Below are 20,383 nucleotides of genomic sequence, written 5' to 3'. Positions count from 1 at the left end.
GCAACTTGTGTTATTTATTTGGGCTTCATTCGTCCCAGTTTTGTTTTTACTAAAATTTGACATTAGCCAAATTCACCTTTAAAAACTTAACTTAGGGTCTCGGAATGTGTACGCACAGTCCAAAAGTAACCGAGAAGGAGCGCATTGTTTGCAAATCTCTAAACATCGCAGTCGTATTGAACGCTTAGTCGAAAACAAAATAAGTTTTGCCGCCAATAACGTTGAGCTGAGCGTCTATGACACTTACGAAAGAACCAATAGAGTCAAACTCGCCTCTAATGAAGTGTTGTTTTGTGCGATGATCACAGGTAAAAAAGTGATGCACGTAGATAGTTGCGACTATCACCAACCCTTTTTACCTCATCAAAGTTTCGTATTGGCGCCAGAGCAAACTGTATTTATAGACTTTCCCGACGCCAGCTTATCTGCTCCCACCACCTGTTTAGCAATCGAAATCAGTCGAGAGAAAATTAATACCGTGAGCGAGAAGTTAGCGCTTTCACTTCCTAGTGATTTTAATTATCAAAAGCAATTGGTACACACTGAGCATAACTGGCAAACCCAGCACTGCTTGGGACGATTACTTCACCTATTCAGTGAGAATGAGGCCGAGCGGGGATACTTTATCGATTTGGCAATGGACGAACTAATTGCAAGACTACTACAGCAACAAAGCCGAGATCTGCTGCTAGGCGCAGTAAAACAAGCACCAGATCATAACGGTTTGTATCAAGCAGTGCATTATTTGGAGACTCATTTAGACGAGCCACTCGATGTAGAGAAGCTTTGTAAACTCAGCTGCATGAGTAGAAGTCGCTTTTTCACTCAATTTAGAAAGTCATTTGCGACCACACCACAGCAGTGGCTCCAAGCTAGGAGATTAACGGAGGCAAAGGCAAAACTAAAAGCAGGCATTCAGATCACCGCAATTAGTTTCGCGCTCGGCTTTAAACATCCAAGTCAATTTAGTCGCGCGTTTAAACGAGCCTTTAATATTACACCGAAGGACTATCAACTTCAGGCACTAAAAGTCGATAAAAACGACTGGTTACTCCGTTAGTCCAACCAAAGCCCTGCTGCACCACGTACTCTCCGCCACTTGCCTGCTTATCAGGTTCAACCACATTATACTTCTCAAGCAAACAGCCTACTTGACTAAAACCAGTTTCAACAGCATAAAGCCATGCTTGCATAATCTCCTTCGCGAGTTGATTTTGTCCATATGCCCGTAAGCCTGACACCGCAAACCACTGTAGTGGTGCCCAGCCATTAGGACTGTCCCACTGCTGTGAAGTAGTGACTAAGGTACTAACCAATCCGCCTTGCTGCAAAAATTCTGCCTTCAGTTTTTTGCCAATATGTTTTGCCTGCTCAGGTGTAACCAGCTCTGCAAACATAGGCACGACGCCCGCTAGAGATTCAACGGAGGTGCGTGCATAATCATTAAGATTAACATCGAAAAACCAGCCTTTTTTATCGCACCAACAATATTTCTGTATCAGCGCACTACGATTTGACGCTAAATTGGCATAGTACTGAGCTTGCGTTATCTCGTTTAATTTCTCAAAACAACGTGCGATTTGCGACTCAAGCAATACCAGTAGCGCATTTAAATCCACCGGGATAATGTCTGTCGTACAAATGCTCGCTAAATCGTCAGCGTTTGCTAACCAACGGCTACTAAAGTCCCATCCCGACTCACAAGCCGCACGAATGTGCCGATAAAATGCATTACTGTCTATCACCGCTGCGGCTAATTCGATATCCTCAACAAAAGACTCTGGACGCGGCGCTGCAAGCGGATCCCAGTAGCGATTCAGTGTGCCCCCACATGGCATGTTGACCACTCGATAATGCGCTTTTTGATCCGTGCAACTTAAATTCTGTCCAGTCTGCCAAAATTGATGTTCTTTCAGTAGTGCTTGAGTAATACGCGTCAGCCACGCTACATCGTGAGACTTTTCCCGCCACAGTAAATCGACCATTAATGCTGTCACAGGTGGCTGTGAGCGGCTCTGGTAATAATCTCGATTGCCGTTTGGTACATGTCCAATACGCTCTATAAGACTCACAAAGTTATCTAACATCCCCTCAACGAGATCGCTTCTATCCGCGTCCAAAAGTCCAAGCGCCGTAAAATAGCTATCCCAGTAATAAATCTCGTTAAAGCGTCCACCCGGTACAACATAAGGATGGGGCAGCGGTAACAAGGAGCCTTTAGAAACGGTGCTCGGCTTTCTAGATAAGCGCGACCACAGTGCGCAGATATACTGCTGCGCACTAGTAAAATCAGGTAAGGCATCTAGCTCTTTGTTGGCAATAAAGTCAAAATGCGCATGAACAAATCTACGTAACGCCTCTCCAGTCGGCTTTTGCATCACATACTGGTTTTCTATCTCTGCCAGCGGAATTTTTGCGATGGCATCTGCAAAAACTTTACTGTCTGAAAACAAACCAGCGCTTTGCACCGCCTTAAAAATCTCTGTGGAATAAAAGTTTGATTGATACTGCATGTAAAACCTCAGCTCACCTTTTGTTGATTTGGCGTGTGAGCATGATTTAATTGGCTAGACTCACTCATCGATTTAAAGAAATATAAACACACAGCAATCACCAGCATGGGAATAAGTGCCCCATAAAACGCTTGTTGGCCACCAAAATGTTGAAATACCAAACCTGTGATCATTGAGCCCGTGCTACCACCAAGCGCAGAAAATACAACGATTAGCCCTGTCATCGAAGCGTGCTGTGTCGTGGGTAAACTACTTAGCATGACCGAATTTATCACCGGATAAATAGGTGCCATAAAAAGACCGATCAGCGGCATGAGAAAAGCCACGGGGGAGCGTCAAATAGCGAAGAAATAAGCGTTTTCTCAATACCCTCAGTCATCGGTAACGTTAGAATCACTAATCCTGCCATAGCGGCAAGGCAAACATTTAACACCACGTACCAATGTACTTTGGTGAGCACAACGCCGGCACCAAGCCGACCGAGTGCTAAACAGGCAGCGAAAACACTGGTAATTTGCACGCTAATATTCACCGGTAATGACAAGATCTCATTATTAAAAGTAGGCAGCCAAGTGCCTATACTCTGCTCTATCAATACGTATAAAAATGCGGAAATCACAAATACCAGCACAAGCGGCTTAGCTACAAGCTTTAACATCGCTATAAATGCAAAGACACTAGATTCGGTGGCTTGCGTTGGCTCTGGCTTTGCAATTGGGGAGATCCAAACAATAAACGCGGTGAAAGCACTCAGCACAGCTAACACGAAATAGACGTTTAACCAGCCAAGAGAGTTATCGCCGCTGTCAATAAACGCCGCAAAAATCCAATAACCGCCTAGTACCCCCAACATAAACACGCCCTCAATAAAATTAAGCAGGCTTGAATGTTGGTTGCTTCCTTCAGTGACTTGGCCAACGAGTGCATAAACCGACACTTTGACTACCGCAAATGCCGCCCCAACAGAAGCAAATACCAGTTTTAAAATCCAAAACTCAGCGACCATAGGAGTGATGCTGCAAATTAATGCCACGCCTGCGAGCACTGCAGTCAGAGCGATTTTAAATCCGACCCTAGGGATAACCGACGCAACTAGAAATGACACGATGGCGATGGGAAGATCTTTAAATGCCTCTAAGGTGGCGGCCTGCGCTTTTGTAATGCCAAAGCTATGAATGGACTGCAAGATGACCGTCCCTACACTATTGAGCAAAATAGCGAATAGGAAGTAACTAACGGCCATGGCAAGTATGATACGTGCTCGGTTCATTGTTATTCTCGTTAAAACACTGTGATTCCTTTTTAGTCTAGACAGACTTTTTCACTTTTGCAATCGTTTGCATTTTAAATCGCATCAAAACAATTTAAGCTAATGATTGTTATCGCATATTGTACTGCTTTAACTAACCTGAAATCGGGATAAAAAGTTAGTTAAGCTACCAAGATACCTAAGTTCAAAAGCGTAATATCATCCCGAGTTCAGGTTAACTAGACTGTCTGATCACCAGTGAGGACGGCACCTCTTGAGAAGCACATGTCTCACCACTTAGCTGAGAGAGCAGCTTTTCCACCAATAACTGTGCCGCCGCATTGGTGTCTTGTTTAATCGTAGATAGCGCAGGGAAGCTGATCTGTGCCATGGCAATATCGTCAAATCCGACTATTCGTACGTCATTCGGTACGCTAACATAACGCTCTTTTAGGGCTTTTAGTGCCCCAAGTGCAACCATATCACTACAGGCAAAGATCCCATCAAAAGTTAATCCTTGTGCCCGCAACAAAGCGTTTATACTCGCGTAGGCAGCCTCTGAGGTAATGTCGATTTTAACCATTTGCGCTTCTACCTTTGCTTCTTTCACCGCATGGCAAAATCCGCGATAGCGCTCACCAAGTTCGGCATGACCCGGATCGCCCAAAAATAGAAGTTTAGTCGCACCTTTGGTAATTAAGTGCTCCGTTGCGCTAAGGCCACCAATAAAATTGTCACTACCAACGATAGGATAATTTGCAGAAGTTTTAGGGTCGCCCCATACTACGATCGGCGTTCCCGCTCTTGCAGCGCGCTCAATTCGTGCTTGCTCCTTGCCTTGTCCGACGACGATAACCCCATCGGCTCGACGGCCAGAAATGAAATAACCATGCCAGTCTTCCCCCGCCATATAAGAATTAGAGAGTAATAACTCGTACCCTTTTTGGTTCACTGCACGATTAATATCGCTCACAACTTTAAGTAAAAATGGGTCGTCGACGGACTGTTTGGTTTCGGCTTCGAGGTTGATAATAACGGCAATGACTTTGGTTTTTTGCATCCGTAAGCGACTAGCGGCCGCGTTAACGCTAAAGTGATGCTCTTTTGCAAGCGCCTGTATGCGCTCTCGAGTTTCCTTTTTTATCAGAGGGTTATCATTGAGTGCACGGGAAGCTGTGGAGGTAGAGACTCCAGCTAGCCTTGCTAGATCCGATAGCTTTAATTGTGTTGTTCCCATCGCAAACCCCTTCTTAGCACACGTTATTACATCGCTATTCTTACAATTTTTTGATATTTAAACCATAACTAATTGAATCTCCTACCCTAACCAAGCAGAAAAGATAAGCAATCACTGTAAATTTGTAACGCCTTCCACCATTTTATGACAAATTTTTAAACAACATCATTGCAAACGTTTGCATTAAGATCTATTTTAAAAAATAGACAGTCGTTAAATACCAGTCTATGACAACAACAAGAGGGCTTTAGCCGTGATAAAAACTAACTCCTTAAACTTGATCGCTGCTGCTGTAACGCTTGCGTTAAGCGCATCAGCTCAGGCTGAGCAACAATCGAACAATAATAAAGAAAAAGTAGAAACCATCATTGTGTCAGGTACACCAGGTGGCGCAGGGATCAGAAAAATTGACGCTAGCTTTGCTGTAACTAATATCGATGCCGTGCAAATTGATAAGCTCGCCCCTAAAAGTACCGCAGACTTACTTAAAGCAGTGCCTGGGATCTGGGTTGAAAGTTCAGGAGGTGAATCCGGTGCCAACGTTTTTGTTCGCGGTTTTCCAGGCGGTGGTGATGCACCATTCTTAACAGTTAGTTTGCAAGGTAGTCCTATCTATCCCGCGCCAACGCTCTCATTTTTAGAAAACACATCGATTTTCAGACTTGATGAAACCATCAGTATGATGGAAGGCCTACGTGGTGGACCAAACCCAGTGGTGTCCAATGGTCAGCCGGGCTTAACCACGAATTTTCAACTCAAACGTGGCCAAACCGACACTGAAGGTACGTTTAAATATACCACCACAGACTATGGTCTAAACCGCATTGACGGCGTGTTAAGTGGTGAGATCTCCAATGATCTTTACTACATGGTTGGCGGTTATATCAAACGCTCTTCAGGGATCCGTGATGCGGGCTTTACCTCAGAAAAAGGTCATCAATTTACGATCAACCTAACCAAAGAGTTTGCTGACGGTGAGTTCAACCTTTATACCCGCCAAACTGATGACAGAGGCGCATGGTACCTGCCAACCCCACTTAATGTGGAGGGTGTGGATGCGGGCTTTACTCAGCTGGGAACGAATAATCGCAAAGCTATTATTTATGTCGGTGATAAAAATGCACCGATGAGCGTAGATATGGGTGATGGTCGCGGCTGGAAAGGCCATGTTTCTGGAGGTAGCTTAAAAGTAGAATTCAAAAACGGCTGGCAATTAAATGACCGCTTTAGCTTAACGCAAGGCGATGCAAATACACTAGGCCTTGTACCTGCTGGCAGTGCAATGCGTTTAAGTGAAGTGGCGGACAATGGTGAAACCGCAACAGGTAGCGTCACGGGCGATGAATACGCGGGCGATACCATGGTACAACAATATGGTCGCTGGGTTGTATTAAAAGATATCGAGGCTTTCACTAATGACTTAGCCTTGAGTAAAACCTTTGGTGATTGGTCAAGTGCCTTTGGTATTTATACAGCAACTACCTCAGCAAAAGACTGGTGGAGCTTAGGTAATACCGCCTACCACGTTTTGGAACAAGGTGGCGAAGCATTGAATGGTATCGCGTGTAATAGCGATGTTGCGGGTTGCGCCTTCAACTACGACATTAACAGTTCTGGTGATGCGACAACATGGGCCATCTACACCACCCAAAGTTACCAAGCAACGGAAGCCCTTAAGGTAGATTTAGGCTTACGTAGCGAGCAACACGAGGTTGAGTATTCGGTCGACGAAGGTTTAGATGGGGCTATCACCAAAGCGGTTGACTATGATGAGCGCAAGACTTCATGGACCTTAGGTGCTGACTATAGTTTGAGCTTAGATTCAGGTGTTTTTGTGCGTATGAACAAAGGCTACAAAATGCCTTATTTCGACGACTTTAGAGACAACTATAGCACCTATGAATCTGGCGAGTTGCTGATTAAAGAAGTCACACAAGCAGAGCTTGGCTATAAATATATGGGTGAAACCGGCGACCTGTTTGTTACTTTATTTACCAACGAAGTAAAAGGCGACACGTTTGTAAGACGCCCAGGTGTACCTGCGGAAATTCTAACCAACGAAGCAACTGGTGTAGAACTTGATTACTGTTACAACCATGAGTCGGGCCTATCGGTAAACTTGAATGCCACATGGCAAGACACTGAAATTACTGAAAGCCCGACCAATGAAGGGAATAAAGCACAGCGCCAACCTGACTGGATGCTACGTATTACACCGAGCTATGACTTTGAAATATCAGGTATGTACGCCACCTTGTATGGCACACTCTCAGCTGTAGATGACCGTTTTGGCGATAATGAAAATTCCGTTGTGTTAGAGGGCTATGAAAAGCTTGATGTTGGCCTTATCGTAGAGCCAACAGAGGGCGTAAAATTACAACTGGCGGTAGATAACCTTACTGATAAACAAGGGATCACCGAGGGGGATCCACGTAACCCAGATTCACCTAACGGCCGCTATATCATGCCAAGGAGTGTGAAATTTAGCGTTGCGTATACGTTCTAGTTGCTGTAACTAAGCGTTTAACATAGCGCTGCCCGCTTATATCAAATGTCTAAGGCTGGTAGCGCTAAAAGAAAATTACAGACTAAAACTGCCGACATCGTTATTAGGCCATACTTTCTCAATCGGATAGTTGCCCTAACTTTGTTTTCGGGCAGTGTCGAGAAAAACGATTTTAAGTGATTTATATCAATTAGCTTAATTAAGTGATCTATTTTGAGGCGAGAAAATCTTGTCGATAACTAGGCGAAAATTTTGCTATTTAGTTGTTCTAAATGAGAAATTCTTAACGCAGTTAGCGCCAGATTTGTTCCTTCAAATTGAGCAAGTATTAAGACTAATTGGTATTACTCACGTTAGCTTTGAAAAGTTTCCACATGATTTAGGATGGGACAACTACAACAAAAAAGCCGCTTAGTAAGAAACTAAGCGGCTTTTTCTATATTCAAACAAGGGCTGGATTAATCTAACCAGAACTCTTTTTTGAACTTAATACCAAACTCACTGCGGTCATTGCTGCGCATGACACCAACAAAGCCACTTTGCTGTAGACGACCTACATCGTACACTTCGTTTAGCACGTTTTCACCGTATAGCGTTACTTCCATATCGCCTTCAGCGTTGGTGTATGAGATGTTAAAGCCTAACAATTCGCGAGAATCAATATACTCACTTGCACGTGTGACAGACTGACCTTGCATGTCTGAGCGGTACGAGTAGCTTGCGTTAACTGCAATCGTTGCACCGTGCTCTAAGTCATGGAAGTAAGATGGTGCCACCATCACTGTCCATCGCGGTGTGAGTGCTGGCGCATCCCCTTTACCAATACCAATAACACCTTCATCAACATGGGTAATTTCAGAGTCTAGGTAACCGATTGAGCTGCGTACTGAAAAATCATCAGTAATTGCGATTGTCGTTTCAAGTTCAATACCTTGTGCTTTCGACTCACCCGCATTTTCAACGATAGTGACGAAACCACCGCCAGCTGTCGGGTCGTTGAAAGGTAACGCCAGATCGGTGTAATCCGTTACAAATGCAGCAACCATCATAGATACGTTTTCATGCACTTGGCCTTTGAAACCGATTTCGTAGTTAATCGCTTTAGTTTCATCAAACGCAGCGAATTGATCTGGACCACCAAATGGACGCGGCGGGAAGCCGCCACTTTGGTATCCTTTTTGGACCTGCGCGTAAACATTGATGTCACGAGTTAACTGGTATGACGCATTCACGTCCCACGTCACTTCGTCAAAATCTGCGCTTACGTATTTACGAGTGCCAAAGCTTGGAAATAGCGCGTTTGCCTCTTTTTTGTCTTCAGAGTAACGTAGCCCACCACCAATGCTTAGTAGTTCAGTCACGTCAAAGCTTGCATTGATGTACGCGGCATAGGCATCTGTTTCTTGGTTGATATCAAAGTAACCGTAGCCACCAAAAGAAGCGGTCTGACCATCATTTAATAAGCCATTTGGCGTGTTCCACGGGCTAAATACAAAAGGGCCAGAGCTGGTAAAGCCATCTTCGTTAAAGTAATAAAGGCCCGATACAAAATCCCAAGCGTCATAAGTACCGTTTAGTTGTAGTTCAAATGAATATTGATCTGCACCGCCCTCTTCTGGGAATTCAGATAGATTAAGTGCTACCGCATCGTCATCTAGGCCGCCGGTATATTCAGAGCTACGCTTGCTCGCGATAAATTTAACCGCGTAAACATCACTTGCTTGCCAATCAGCAGTCACTGAGCCGCCCCAACCAGAGTAATCTGTGCTTTCAATTCCAGCAACCGTTGTCGCCAAATCATCTGGATTGTTTGGCAGCATAGACTCTTCTAGCAATGGGAAGTCACCATTGAAAGGGTCATTTGAGTCAAGTGGATCTGTTAACTCGATAGTATACGGCGATTGACCAGACTCGTTCTCGACGCCGTCAAATGCAGCGGTAACAACTAAATCATTCGTTGCTTGCCATCTAAGCGCTAAGCGACCACTAAACTCTTGCTCTTCACCGATTTCTTTTTCAGGGTTTGCTAAGTTGATTGCTTTACCTACACCATCACGCTCTTTATAAGATGCACTCGCTGAAAAGCTTAGTGTGTCCGTTAACGTTTGGCTTGTATACAGATCAGTCGCTAAACGACCGCGAGAACCTATTTTAGCTTCAACACGCGCAATTTCTTCGGCGCCAGGTTGTTTAGTAATCACGTTTACTGCACCACCTAATGTGTTGCGGCCGTACAGTGTACCTTGTGGGCCACGCAGTACTTCTACGCGTTCAACATTTGGCAGTGAAAGGTTAGAACCCATCTGACGGCCAAGGTATACACCATCAACGTAAACACCAACACCAGGATCTGTTGTGATCACATGGTCTTGTAGGCCAATTCCACGAATAAATACAGAAGCATGTGCGGCGTTACCTACACCATAGCGAGTAATATTTAAGTTTGGAACGAACTTGCCAATATCGTCTAGATTGCTGATATTGGCTTTATCAATATCGCTAGCGCCGATAGAAGTAATCGCAGTAGGCGTTTCGAACAAACTTTCAGTACGTTTACGAGCAGTCACTTCTATTTTTTCAAAAACTTGCTTTTCTTGCTCTACATTAGCTTGCTCAGCCAATGCTGTACTAGGAAGGGCTACTGCTGCTAACACTGCAGCTGAAATCGCAGATAAACCAAGGCGAGGTAAAACTGTAATCATATAATCTCCAAAGGAACCACCATGTGTTTGCTAGTTGCGAGAGGTCGCAAACTAGAGAAGTAACAAGCTAAGTGTTATTACTTCTAGCCCTGTAATTCGTTAAATCTAGTTAGATTTAAACACTACAAATTTTGGGCATAAAAAAAGATGCACTAGCGGCATCTCTTTCCTCTGGAGGGGCATTATAGTCACAATGGGGATAAATGGAAATAATTATTTAATAAAAATTACTTTTGGGTTTTTACCACCATAATAAAACCAATATTAGAAAATTAATTTTTATAAAAAAGCGTTATAGAACAAATAATTATACTAAATAGCTGGATAATATGTTACTAAAGTGAAACTTATGCCTAGATTTTGCCATTGTTTCAGGTTCGCTTGAAAATGACTTCTATTAGCGAAGCTGCATCACTGTAATTAGGACAAACTTTGATAAATAAAAAGTTAAACTTATGAATAAGCTTCAACGAAATAAGAGCCCAAGAAGATCCCGACTTAGTTTGAAAGTGTAAACGAAAAAAAACCAGCTTAAGCTGGTTTTTTTATTTGGTGCGAATGGGGGACTTGAACCCCCACGGCCGAAGCCACCACCCCCTCAAGATGGCGTGTCTACCAATTCCACCACATTCGCAAATTCGGTGTATTTCCTAATGATTAGTTAGGAACGTCAGAAGCTGGATTTTCTTCTGTCGCTGGCACATCACTTGTTGCTGGAACCGTTGTTGCAGCTGCTGGTGCCTCTAGGTTTTCCCACTCGTTAGTCTTTTTAATTTGACCTGTAGTTAGGTTACCTAGAACAATACTTAGCACAAAGAAAATCGTTGCTAAGATTGTCGTTGTTTTGGTCATAAAGTTGCCTGCACCTGATGAGCCGAAAACTGTCGCTGATGCACCTGCACCGAACGATGAGCCCATATCTGCGCCTTTACCTTGCTGAATTAACACCATACCAATTAGTGCTAACGCGACAATTAAGTAAACAACCATTAGAATTTCGTACATTTACTTATCCTTTTGCACTTCTGCATATAGCTGCGAAACTCTCAGGTTTTAGGCTTGCGCCACCGATAAGTCCACCGTCTATATCGTCTTGTGCGAATAACAATTCACTGTTCTGTTCATTCACACTGCCACCATATAAAAGTTGCAGTGATTGTGCAATCTGCTTGTCATTTTCTGAAAGCAAATCACGTATAAATTTGTGTACTGTTTGCGCTTGCTCAGGAGATGCTGTTTTACCAGTACCAATAGCCCAAACAGGTTCGTATGCTATCACAGAGTTAGTTAGCGCTGCCACACCTAATTTGGCAATAACCGCGTTTATTTGTCTTGCAACCACTTGCTCTGTCTGCCCATTTTCTCTTTCTTCTTCGGTCTCACCAACACATAAAATTGGTGTCAGACCTTGTTCTTGAGCATGTGCAAATTTATTAGCAACATCTTCATCGCTCTCACCATAAATAGCTCGACGCTCTGAGTGACCAACTAAGGCATATGTTGCACCTAGCGCTTTTGCTAGGGACGCCTGAATTTCTCCAGTGTATGCGCCTTCTTTATATTCCGAAACAGTTTGTGTTCCGACAGTAAGCCCTTTACTTGCTGCTTGCTCAATGAGCATGGCAGGAGGAAAAACAATTACATCTGCTTGAAATGTTTGATTGCTTACTGCTTCTGATATTTGGTTAATAAGGGCTTTTGAGCCATTCATTTTCCAGTTACCAGCGACAATTTGCTTTCTAGTTATCATACGATACTCCGCAGTAGAAAGCGGGTGAGATACTAACTCCACTCACCCGAAGTTACAAGAAATAAATTTAATTTTTGGTTTAATTGCTCACAGATTCAACAACTTCAGCGATTTTTTGAGCAAAATCGATAACTTGCTTCTGTTGCTGAGCTTCAACCATGACGCGAACCACTGGCTCTGTACCAGATTTACGCAATAGCACTCTCCCCTTTCCGGCAAGCTGAGTTTCAACTTCAGCAACGACAGCTTTCACAGACTCTTGCTCGGTTGGATCATCTTTAGTGCTATAGCGCACATTGATCATCTTCATTGGGTATTTGCTAAAACCGTCACCCAAATCTTTTAATGTTTTATTCTGCGCAACCATGGCTGCAAGCACTTGCAAGCTAGAGACAATGCCGTCGCCAGTGCTGATCAGATCCAGATTTAATACGTGACCTGAGCTTTCGCCGCCGATTTTCCAGCCTTTTTCACCAAGCAGCTCCATTACGTAGCGGTCACCGACCTTACTGCGCTCAAAAGCAATTCCGCGTGATTTAAGGGCGTTTTCGAGTCCCATGTTAGACATGACTGTACCTACAACACCGCCACCTAGTGTGCCATCGGCATGAGCTTGGCATGCAATGATATAGACGATGTCATCACCATCAAATACATGACCGTCGTGATCGACCATCATGACTCGGTCACCATCACCATCATAAGCAATACCAACATCCGCTTGATGTTCAAGCACCGATTTTTTCAACGCTTCGACATGCGTTGCACCGCATTTTTCGTTGATGTTGACACCATTAGGCTCACACGCGGTTGTGATAACGTCTGCACCAAGTTCACGCATCACACTTGGCGCAATGTGATAAGTCGCGCCATTTGCGCAGTCCAACACCACTTTCAACCCTTCAAGCGATAGCTCTTTAGGAAACTGGCTTTTACAAAATTCGATATAGCGACCATCCGCACTCTCTAGACGCTTAGCTTTCCCGAGTTTTTCAGACGCGACACACGTCATCGGCTCATCCAGCTTTGCTTCTATTGCAAGTTCCACTTCGTCAGGGAGCTTTTTACCATCGCCACCAAAAAACTTGATGCCGTTATCATGGTATGGGTTATGAGATGCACTAATCACAATACCAGCCTCAGCTCTGAACGTTTGCGTCAAATAAGCAACAGCTGGTGTCGGCATAGGTCCTAATAAAATCACATTGATCCCAGCAGCAATCAACCCAGCCTCTAACGCGGTTTCAAGAAGGTAGCCAGAAATGCGGGTATCTTTGCCAATAATTACCTTTTTGGTACCACGCTCAGACAGCACTTTTCCAGCCGCCCAGCCTAGTTTCATTGCAAATTCAGGCGTAATTGGGAACTCGCCCACCATGCCCCTTACACCATCCGTACCGAAGTACTTTCTTGTTGTCATTGAGTAACTCCATTGACCGACGCCAGCCATACATTAAGGACGTCGCTTGTTTCTTTTACGTCATGAACACGAATTATATGTGCGCCTTGCTGCGCACATATCAGTGCACCGGCTAGGCTCGCAGCCACGCGCTCATGCGTTTCCCGAGTGAGTAGTTGTCCAAACATGGACTTTCTAGAGAGGCCTGTCAGAATAGGCAAATCGAAAGCGTAAAACTTGTCCAATCCACCTAATATCTGAAAGTTATGCTCTAGAGATTTACCGAAGCCAAAACCAGGATCTAAAATCAGCCGATTGGTATCAATCCCAGCTTGCTTGCACGCACTGATCCTAGCTTCGAAAAACTGACTGATGTCTGAAAATAAGTCATCATAGTGAGGGTTATTTTGCATTGAGCGAGGTTCGCCCTGCATATGCATTAAACAAATTGGTACATCGGGATATTGGGCTGCGACTTCCAACGCGCCAGATCCTTGCAATGCCCGAACATCATTAATGATATCAGCGCCAGCCTCTATTGCTTGTTTCATCACCTCGGCTTTACTGGTATCTACCGAAATCACACAGTTCGAGTGTGTGCGAATTGCTTTTATGATCGGTATTACGCGCTGTAATTCTTCTTCTAATTGCACGTTTGGTGCACCGGGACGAGTTGACTCTCCACCGATGTCTAAGATGGTAGCGCCTTGTGAAAGCATTAAATTTGCTTGTTCGAGCGCACTATCAAGGTGAGTAAAATGTCCACCGTCAGAAAATGAGTCAGGAGTAACATTTAAAATCCCCATTACTTGAGGCTTATCTAAACTAAGGGTGCGCCCTTTGGGTAAACGTAACTCGTACATTCTATACCTATTTTCTGTAATCTAAGTTTAGTGATAGCGAAAGGTTTATAGCGGTTGATTTAAGTTCTCGCATTTAGCGCTCATAAAACTTACATCAACTGATACAAAAAAGCCCCGATTGCTCGGGGCTGTCGTATTCTACCTAATCTTACGATTTGTCATCAAGTTCTGAGTTTGATGATGTGTCGCTTGACTGATCTTCTGCTGGTTTCTCAGCTTTAGGCTCAGGTTTTATTTCTGTTACTTTCGCAGATTCCGCTTTTTTCTCTGGCTTAATGTCATGGGCATCCCTCGGTGGACGAACATCACGACGCTCCATTAAGTCATCAATCTGCAATGCATCAATCGTTTCGTATTTCATCAACGCGTCTTTCATCGTGTGAAGAATATCCATATTGTCTTTTAGGATTTGCTCTGCACGTTGGTAGTTGCGATCAATGAAATCTTTAATTTCTGCATCAATCAGCTTAGCGGTTTCATCTGACATACCTGACATACGGTGAGAACCACCACCCATGTACATCTCGCCTTGCTCTTCCAAATACATCTGTGGACCAAGTTTCGGACTTAAGCCCCACTGAGTAACCATTTTCTTAGCAATATCGGTCGCGCGTTCAATATCGTTGCTCGCGCCTGTCGTTACCTTGTCATCACCATAAATCAGCGCTTCAGCGATACGACCACCGTATAAACTTGAAAGCATAGACTCTAGGTGTTGCTTAGAGTGACTTACACGGTCTTGCTCTGGTAAGTACATTGTTACCCCTAATGCGCGACCACGTGGAATAATCGACACTTTATATACTGGGTCATGCTCAGGCACTAAACGACCAACAATCGCGTGACCAGCTTCGTGATAAGCCGTCATTTCCTTTTCTTGCTCGCTCATCACCATGGACTTACGCTCAGCGCCCATCATGATTTTATCTTTCGCCGCGTCAAATTCCGCCATGCTTACCTTTCGCTTGTTTCCACGAGCGGCAAATAGAGCAGCCTCATTCACAAGGTTAGCTAAGTCAGCACCAGAAAAACCCGGTGTACCACGTGCAATCACAGATGCTTCAACATTATCGTCTAACGGTACTTTGCGCATGTGCACATTTAAGATTTGTTCACGGCCACGAATATCCGGAAGGCCAACCACGACTTGGCGATCGAAACGACCAGGACGTAACAGTGCAGGGTCAAGTACATCAGGACGGTTAGTGGCGGCGATAACGATAATACCTTCGTTGCCCTCAAAGCCATCCATTTCTACAAGCATTTGGTTAAGTGTTTGCTCACGCTCATCGTGACCACCGCCCATACCAGCGCCACGTTTACGTCCTACAGCATCGATTTCGTCGATAAAAATGATACAAGGTGCTGCTTTCTTTGCCTGTTCAAACATATCACGAACACGAGACGCACCAACACCGACAAACATTTCTACGAAGTCAGAACCAGAGATGGTAAAGAATGGTACTTTTGCTTCACCAGCAACCGCTTTGGCAAGTAAAGTTTTACCTGTACCTGGAGGGCCAACCATTAACACGCCTTTCGGAATGCTACCACCCAGCTTCTGGAACTTAGAAGGATCACGTAAGAAGTCAACTAGCTCAGTAACGTCTTCTTTCGCTTCATCACAGCCAGCAACGTCCGCAAATGTTGTTTTGACTTGGTCTTCACTCATTAATCGAGCTTTGCTTTTACCAAACGACATTGCGCCCTTGCCGCCACCGCCTTGCATTTGGCGCATGAAGAAGATCCACACCCCAATTAGCAGTAGCATTGGGAACCAAGAAATAAAGATGTTTGCAAGGAAAGATTGCTCTTCCGGTGCAACGCCTTTGATATTCACATCGTTCTTAAGTAAGTCATTAACCAAATCCAAATCAGTTAATGGAATTACTGTTTGAAAACGATCGCCGCTTGAACGAACGCCACTAATTACGCCTGTTTGACGGTCAATACTGACTTCTCTTACAGAGCCATTGCGCACATCCTTTACAAATTGTGTGTAACTCGTTTGGCGATCATATTGTTCGCCACCGTTAAAGCTCTGGAACACAGTCATTAGCACTACTGCAATCACTAACCAGAGTATTAGATTTTTAGCCATATCGCTCAAGGAGTTAACCTCTTGTATCCAAAAAAATTCAAATTCAACTTGATGCTTCCCAACTGTACTACAGTTTGTAGCCTGTCGCCACTACATATACTTCCCGTGAACGAGGACGAGACGCTTTTGGTTTACGGATCTTTACGATCTTAAAACAATTACGTACCTCTTGTACAAATTGATCAAAGCCTTCCCTTGGAAAACTTTAACTGCGAATGCACCGTTTGGTTTCAATACTTGATGACACATATCTAGTGCTAGCTCGACCAGATACATACTACCAGATTGGTCGGTTGACATATTACCGCTCATATTTGGTGCCATATCAGAAAAAACCACGTCAACGTTTTTGCCGTTTATTCTATCCAATAATACGTTTAATACCGCTTCTTCCCTGAAGTCTCCCTGAAGGAAATCGACACCCGCTAATGAGTCCATCGGTAAGATATCACAAGCAATAACTTGTCCGTCAATATCTACCTGTTCTGCAAGATACTGCGACCAGCTACCCGGGGCAGCTCCTAAATCGACTACCGTCATTCCTTTGCGGATCAATTTATCCTTTTGCTGGATTTCTTCCAGCTTAAAAACCGCTCGTGAACGATAGCCACGTTTTTGGGCTTCATGTACATACGGGTCTTCTACGTGTTCTTTTAACCAACGTTTCGAACTGGCGGAATGTTTTTTATTTGCCATATTAGCTACAACTCATTAGTAATATTGTCTAGATGGCGTTAGAATATCGATAATTCAAGCCTTTTAATAAATAAGATTGTATCAATATGACCTTATCAAATAAACAAAAGCAGTTCCTAAAAGGGCTAGCTCATTCTTTAAACCCAGTTGTTCTTCTAGGCGCAAACGGCCTAACCGAAGGCGTCATGGCTGAAATTGAGCAAAACCTGAACATTCACGAACTTATCAAGGTTAAAGTACCAACCAACGATCGTGAAACTAAGAAGCTGATTTTTGAAGCAATTGTTCGTGAAACAAATGCACATAATGTACAAACCATTGGCCATATCATTGTGTTGTACCGTCAAAGCGAAGACAAAAAGATCCAGTTACCTCGTAACTAATCTTTGTTGTCTGCGACGTTTTCACCAGAAGACGTCGCAATCTCTTGTAATAAACTCGCTTCTTCTGCTTTTACTTTCTTAATTTCCTGCTCACTCACCTGAGGCAGTAATTTCTTCTCAAGCGCCAATGCGTCAACAATAAAGTCGTTCGTTAACTGATTAATAATGCCACTCTCTGCATTTAACAGTAGACTAAATCCAACACCAAGCTCTGGAATAATCACGACATCGGTACGATAACCTTGCACCCAGCCGCTATGATAATAGAGCAACCTGCCATCGTAGCGATAGATTCGCCACCCAAGTCCATAGTATGCTTCTTCAACATGACCGCGCCAAACGCGCCTGCGGAGCTCACGCTTAGTCAACGTATACGGCACCGATTGCTTACTCAGCGCATCCGGTGATAAAACGCTTGGATACATACCTAATTGTGCTTTTAGCCACTGCGCCATATCAGCAGCACTCGCGTTTACACCAGCGGCAGGGAGTACTTTATAATAGTGCGGCTTTAATTTTGCGGTATGCCAGCGCTTTCGCCCTCTGACATGCGGCCACGCAAAATTATCGTTTTGCGTCATTTGCTCGTAACCAAGACCAGCGTCATGCATATTAAGTGGTGCAAAAATAAACTCTTCCATCCAAGTTTTGTAACTTATATTCGTCGCTTGTTCGATAACATCGCCAATCAAGCTAAACATGACATTTTGATAACCATAACACTCGCCAGGCTGACATAAGGCTTTGACTTGCAGTAAACGCTCGACAATTTGTGGATAGTCCATACGAGACTCTATCAGATTATCGTAGGCATTAGGGACTAAGCCACTAGAGTGACTTAACAGGTGATAGAGCTTAAGTTGACTATAGTCACCTTCGGTGACTTGTGGCAAATAGCGACCGACTCTATCGTCAATATTAAAATGCCCTTCGCTTACCAATTTAGCCGTTAGGCTTCCTGCAAACGTTTTTGAAACCGATGCCAAGCGAAAGCGAGTTCGTTCGTTAACTGCGCTTCCTTGTCGACTTTTTGTCCTGCCAAAACCTTGTGCGTAGCTTCCGTGCTCGACATGCACGACGGATAAAGCAGCACCGGGCACCGATTTTTCTTTTAGTTTGCGCTCGACTTGCTTAGAATAGCTCTTTAAAAATTGTGACCATTGCTGGTTTGGGGTTTTTGCAATCGTTATTTTTGGATAACTAATGCAAAAAAAACAAACTAATGTGAGAATTAGCGACTTCATAATGACTCATTTCATTAACACTCGCCCGCCATACTAACATGATGAATTGGCGGAACTCACTAAATATAAGAAAATAACTGTTTAATTGAGGTATTTTAATGCGTTTAGTGCTAGCAGCTCTATGTACAAGTCTACTTTTTGGATGTGTCACCACAGCGCCATTAGCGCCAAAGTTAGATGTACCTAAGAAGCCACTACTAAAAAAGTCTGTTTATCAAATCAGCTATAGTACCGAACTTAATTCCGCACGAATTAAATCAGTGCAATTACCCGCTCACGCTCTTGCTCAAGGGGACACAGTCTACATCAACGCCGACAAGGTAAGCCTGACAGATACACTAAGAAAGCAAATTGTTGCTTTGCTTGAGAAAAAAGGCCTGAAAGTTGTTGCTGCTAAAAACGCAAACTACACGCTAACGATTCATCAACTCGATTTGGAATTTGCAGCTAATAAAACGTACGCACTGGATAGACCAAGAAATCCACATCCACATATCGCTGAGCTGGCGCAAAATTCACCAGCATTCCAATGTACGAATATCGTGGCTTCAGTCAGTATGCGTCTAGCACACCAAGCGTCATCAGATGTAGTTTGGTTTGCCAAGTCATCAGTAGATAGCGCGGGCTTCCAGGGTATCCCTTTACAATTCACCTTTACAGAGGTGGAGAAAATAGAAAACGAACACGACGTACTTTCGTTTATCGTTGCACAAAATACTGACGAAGCACGTCGTCAACGTGGCGAGAAACCCGTTGATATTCCTCCTTACAAGATTACTAAAACGGTCTCGCCGCTCGAAAAAACCGCAGGTGCATGTACCCAAACAGAAGTATCAGCGTTAACAGCGGATATGCAAAAACACTTGGCTGAGAGTTTAATCGAGAAGCTAAATGTTAAGTAACATAAGTATTAGCCAGTTTGACAGAGGTCAACTGCAAGCTGGCGCTACACTTATTTACAGACAATGAGGCTTTTAGGATTATACTCGACGCAGAAAAATAAAAAGTTCGGAGTAAAGACATGGAGCAATACGGCACAATCTTATTGGTTGAAGATGATACTTCATTAGCGCAGTGGGTCGCTGAATATCTTGATAACCAAGGCTATAAAACACATTGCTGCTATCGCGGTGATGAAGTTATTGAACGTGTGAAGTCACTAGACCCGGACCTTGTTTTACTTGACCTAATGCTCCCGGGTAAGGACGGTATCAGCGTATGCCGCGATTTACGGCAGTTTTATAATAAGCCTGTTATTATGCTCACTGCCAAAGATGAAGAAATGGATGAAGTCATCGGTTTGGAAGTCGGCGCTAGTGATTATGTTATCAAGCCTGTTCGTCCTCGTGCTTTACTCGCTCGGATCAAAGCGAATGTGCGCGCAGCACAAGAAAAACCGCAAGACCATCATGCCGCTAATCACGAACTCGTGGTTGGACATTTATGCATCGACACTCAAGCTCGCAAAGTCAGTGTTTCAGGCCAAGAAGTCATCGTTTCTAGTGCCGAATATCTACTACTACAATTTTTAGCTAGTCACGCTGGTGAAGTTGTCTCTCGCGACGCGGTATTTAAAGCGACCAAAGGGAGAGAGTACGACGGCCTCGACAGAAGCGTCGATGTGCTCATTTCTGCTCTGCGTAAAAAGTTTAATGATGATCCTCAAAACCCTGAAAAAATTAAAACGGTGTGGGGTAAAGGATATCTACTCGTGCCATCAGCTTGGTAATGAAGGTCGCA

General features: G+C 43.9%; 14 protein-coding genes, 1 tRNA gene and 2 pseudogenes. 5 read left to right on the top strand and 12 right to left on the bottom strand.

Features of this window, described 5'->3' with window-relative positions; all coding sequences use genetic code 11:
• Window positions 1–148: 148 nt before the first annotated feature.
• A complete protein-coding gene (locus tag B1L02_RS06405) occupies window positions 149–1,060 on the top strand; it encodes a helix-turn-helix transcriptional regulator (RefSeq protein WP_088530357.1) in 912 nt (303 codons plus the stop codon).
• Here B1L02_RS06405 and B1L02_RS06400 read toward each other — a convergent pair.
• The 3 genes and pseudogenes from B1L02_RS06400 to B1L02_RS06390 all read right to left on the bottom strand — a co-directional run bounded on the left by B1L02_RS06400 (window position 996) and on the right by B1L02_RS06390 (window position 4,999).
• The gene (locus B1L02_RS06400; protein WP_088530356.1) at window positions 996–2,513 is read right to left on the bottom strand and encodes a trehalase family glycosidase; all 1,518 of its coding nucleotides are present in this window, start codon (window positions 2,511–2,513) and stop codon (window positions 996–998) included. The genes B1L02_RS06405 and B1L02_RS06400 overlap by 65 nt on opposite strands.
• An 8-nt stretch (window positions 2,514–2,521) precedes the next feature.
• A pseudogene (locus B1L02_RS06395) lies at window positions 2,522–3,783 on the bottom strand (MFS transporter).
• A 214-nt stretch (window positions 3,784–3,997) separates the two neighbouring features.
• A complete protein-coding gene (locus B1L02_RS06390; protein ID WP_088530355.1) occupies window positions 3,998–4,999 on the bottom strand; it encodes a LacI family DNA-binding transcriptional regulator in 1,002 nt (333 codons plus the stop codon).
• A 253-nt stretch (window positions 5,000–5,252) separates the two neighbouring features.
• Between B1L02_RS06390 and B1L02_RS06385 the strand changes: the two genes are divergently transcribed.
• Complete coding sequence (locus B1L02_RS06385) at window positions 5,253–7,505, top strand: TonB-dependent receptor (RefSeq protein ID WP_088530354.1); 2,253 nt, start codon at window positions 5,253–5,255, stop codon at window positions 7,503–7,505.
• A gap of 458 nt (window positions 7,506–7,963) precedes the next feature.
• Here B1L02_RS06385 and B1L02_RS06375 read toward each other — a convergent pair whose 3' ends face one another.
• The 8 genes and pseudogenes from B1L02_RS06375 to rlmE form a co-directional block, all read right to left on the bottom strand.
• On the bottom strand, window positions 7,964–10,207 hold the full coding sequence (locus B1L02_RS06375) for a TonB-dependent receptor (protein WP_088530352.1): 2,244 nt from the start codon (window positions 10,205–10,207) through the stop codon (window positions 7,964–7,966).
• A 550-nt stretch (window positions 10,208–10,757) separates the two neighbouring features.
• A tRNA-Leu gene (locus B1L02_RS06370) sits at window positions 10,758–10,841 on the bottom strand.
• Window positions 10,842–10,864: 23 nt separating this feature from the next.
• Window positions 10,865–11,212, bottom strand: a complete 348-nt coding sequence (secG, locus tag B1L02_RS06365; RefSeq protein ID WP_088530351.1) for a preprotein translocase subunit SecG — start codon at window positions 11,210–11,212, stop codon at window positions 10,865–10,867.
• Between the two features lie 4 nt (window positions 11,213–11,216).
• Window positions 11,217–11,957: a triose-phosphate isomerase gene (gene tpiA / locus B1L02_RS06360; RefSeq protein WP_088530350.1), complete on the bottom strand. Its 741-nt coding sequence runs from the start codon at window positions 11,955–11,957 to the stop codon at window positions 11,217–11,219.
• Between the two features lie 79 nt (window positions 11,958–12,036).
• Window positions 12,037–13,377 (bottom strand): phosphoglucosamine mutase, encoded by a 1,341-nt coding sequence (glmM, locus tag B1L02_RS06355; RefSeq protein WP_088530349.1) that lies wholly within the window; start codon window positions 13,375–13,377, stop codon window positions 12,037–12,039.
• Window positions 13,374–14,219 carry a dihydropteroate synthase gene (gene folP / locus B1L02_RS06350; protein ID WP_088530348.1) on the bottom strand — a complete coding sequence of 282 codons (846 nt, stop codon included), beginning with the start codon at window positions 14,217–14,219 and terminating at the stop codon, window positions 13,374–13,376. Before folP ends, glmM begins: the two co-directional genes overlap by 4 nt.
• Window positions 14,220–14,367: 148 nt before the next feature.
• Complete coding sequence (ftsH, locus tag B1L02_RS06345; RefSeq protein WP_088530347.1) at window positions 14,368–16,320, bottom strand: ATP-dependent zinc metalloprotease FtsH; 1,953 nt, start codon at window positions 16,318–16,320, stop codon at window positions 14,368–14,370.
• A 67-nt stretch (window positions 16,321–16,387) separates the two neighbouring features.
• Window positions 16,388–17,016 (bottom strand): annotated as a pseudogene (rlmE, locus tag B1L02_RS06340) (23S rRNA (uridine(2552)-2'-O)-methyltransferase RlmE).
• An 86-nt stretch (window positions 17,017–17,102) separates the two neighbouring features.
• Between rlmE and yhbY the strand changes: the two are divergent.
• A complete protein-coding gene (yhbY, locus tag B1L02_RS06335; RefSeq protein ID WP_088530346.1) occupies window positions 17,103–17,399 on the top strand; it encodes a ribosome assembly RNA-binding protein YhbY in 297 nt (98 codons plus the stop codon).
• On the opposite strand, the gene B1L02_RS06330 is transcribed toward yhbY, so the two are convergent.
• Window positions 17,396–18,643 carry a serine hydrolase domain-containing protein gene (locus tag B1L02_RS06330; RefSeq protein ID WP_088530345.1) on the bottom strand — a complete coding sequence of 416 codons (1,248 nt, stop codon included), beginning with the start codon at window positions 18,641–18,643 and terminating at the stop codon, window positions 17,396–17,398. The two genes, yhbY and B1L02_RS06330, sit on opposite strands and share 4 nt — an antisense overlap.
• 98 nt (window positions 18,644–18,741) lie before the next feature.
• Here B1L02_RS06330 and B1L02_RS06325 point away from each other — a divergent pair, with 98 nt between their 5' ends.
• Together B1L02_RS06325 and B1L02_RS06320 are read left to right on the top strand one after the other, a co-directional pair.
• Window positions 18,742–19,545, top strand: a complete 804-nt coding sequence (locus tag B1L02_RS06325; protein ID WP_088530344.1) for a hypothetical protein — start codon at window positions 18,742–18,744, stop codon at window positions 19,543–19,545.
• A 119-nt stretch (window positions 19,546–19,664) separates the two neighbouring features.
• On the top strand, window positions 19,665–20,372 hold the full coding sequence (locus B1L02_RS06320) for a response regulator (protein WP_088530343.1): 708 nt from the start codon (window positions 19,665–19,667) through the stop codon (window positions 20,370–20,372).
• Window positions 20,373–20,383: the final 11 nt, after the last annotated feature.

The organism is Pseudoalteromonas piscicida (genome assembly GCF_002208135.1).
Taxonomy (GTDB): Bacteria; Pseudomonadota; Gammaproteobacteria; order Enterobacterales; family Alteromonadaceae; genus Pseudoalteromonas; species Pseudoalteromonas piscicida_A.
This window is presented reverse-complemented; position numbering and strand designations above follow the sequence as displayed.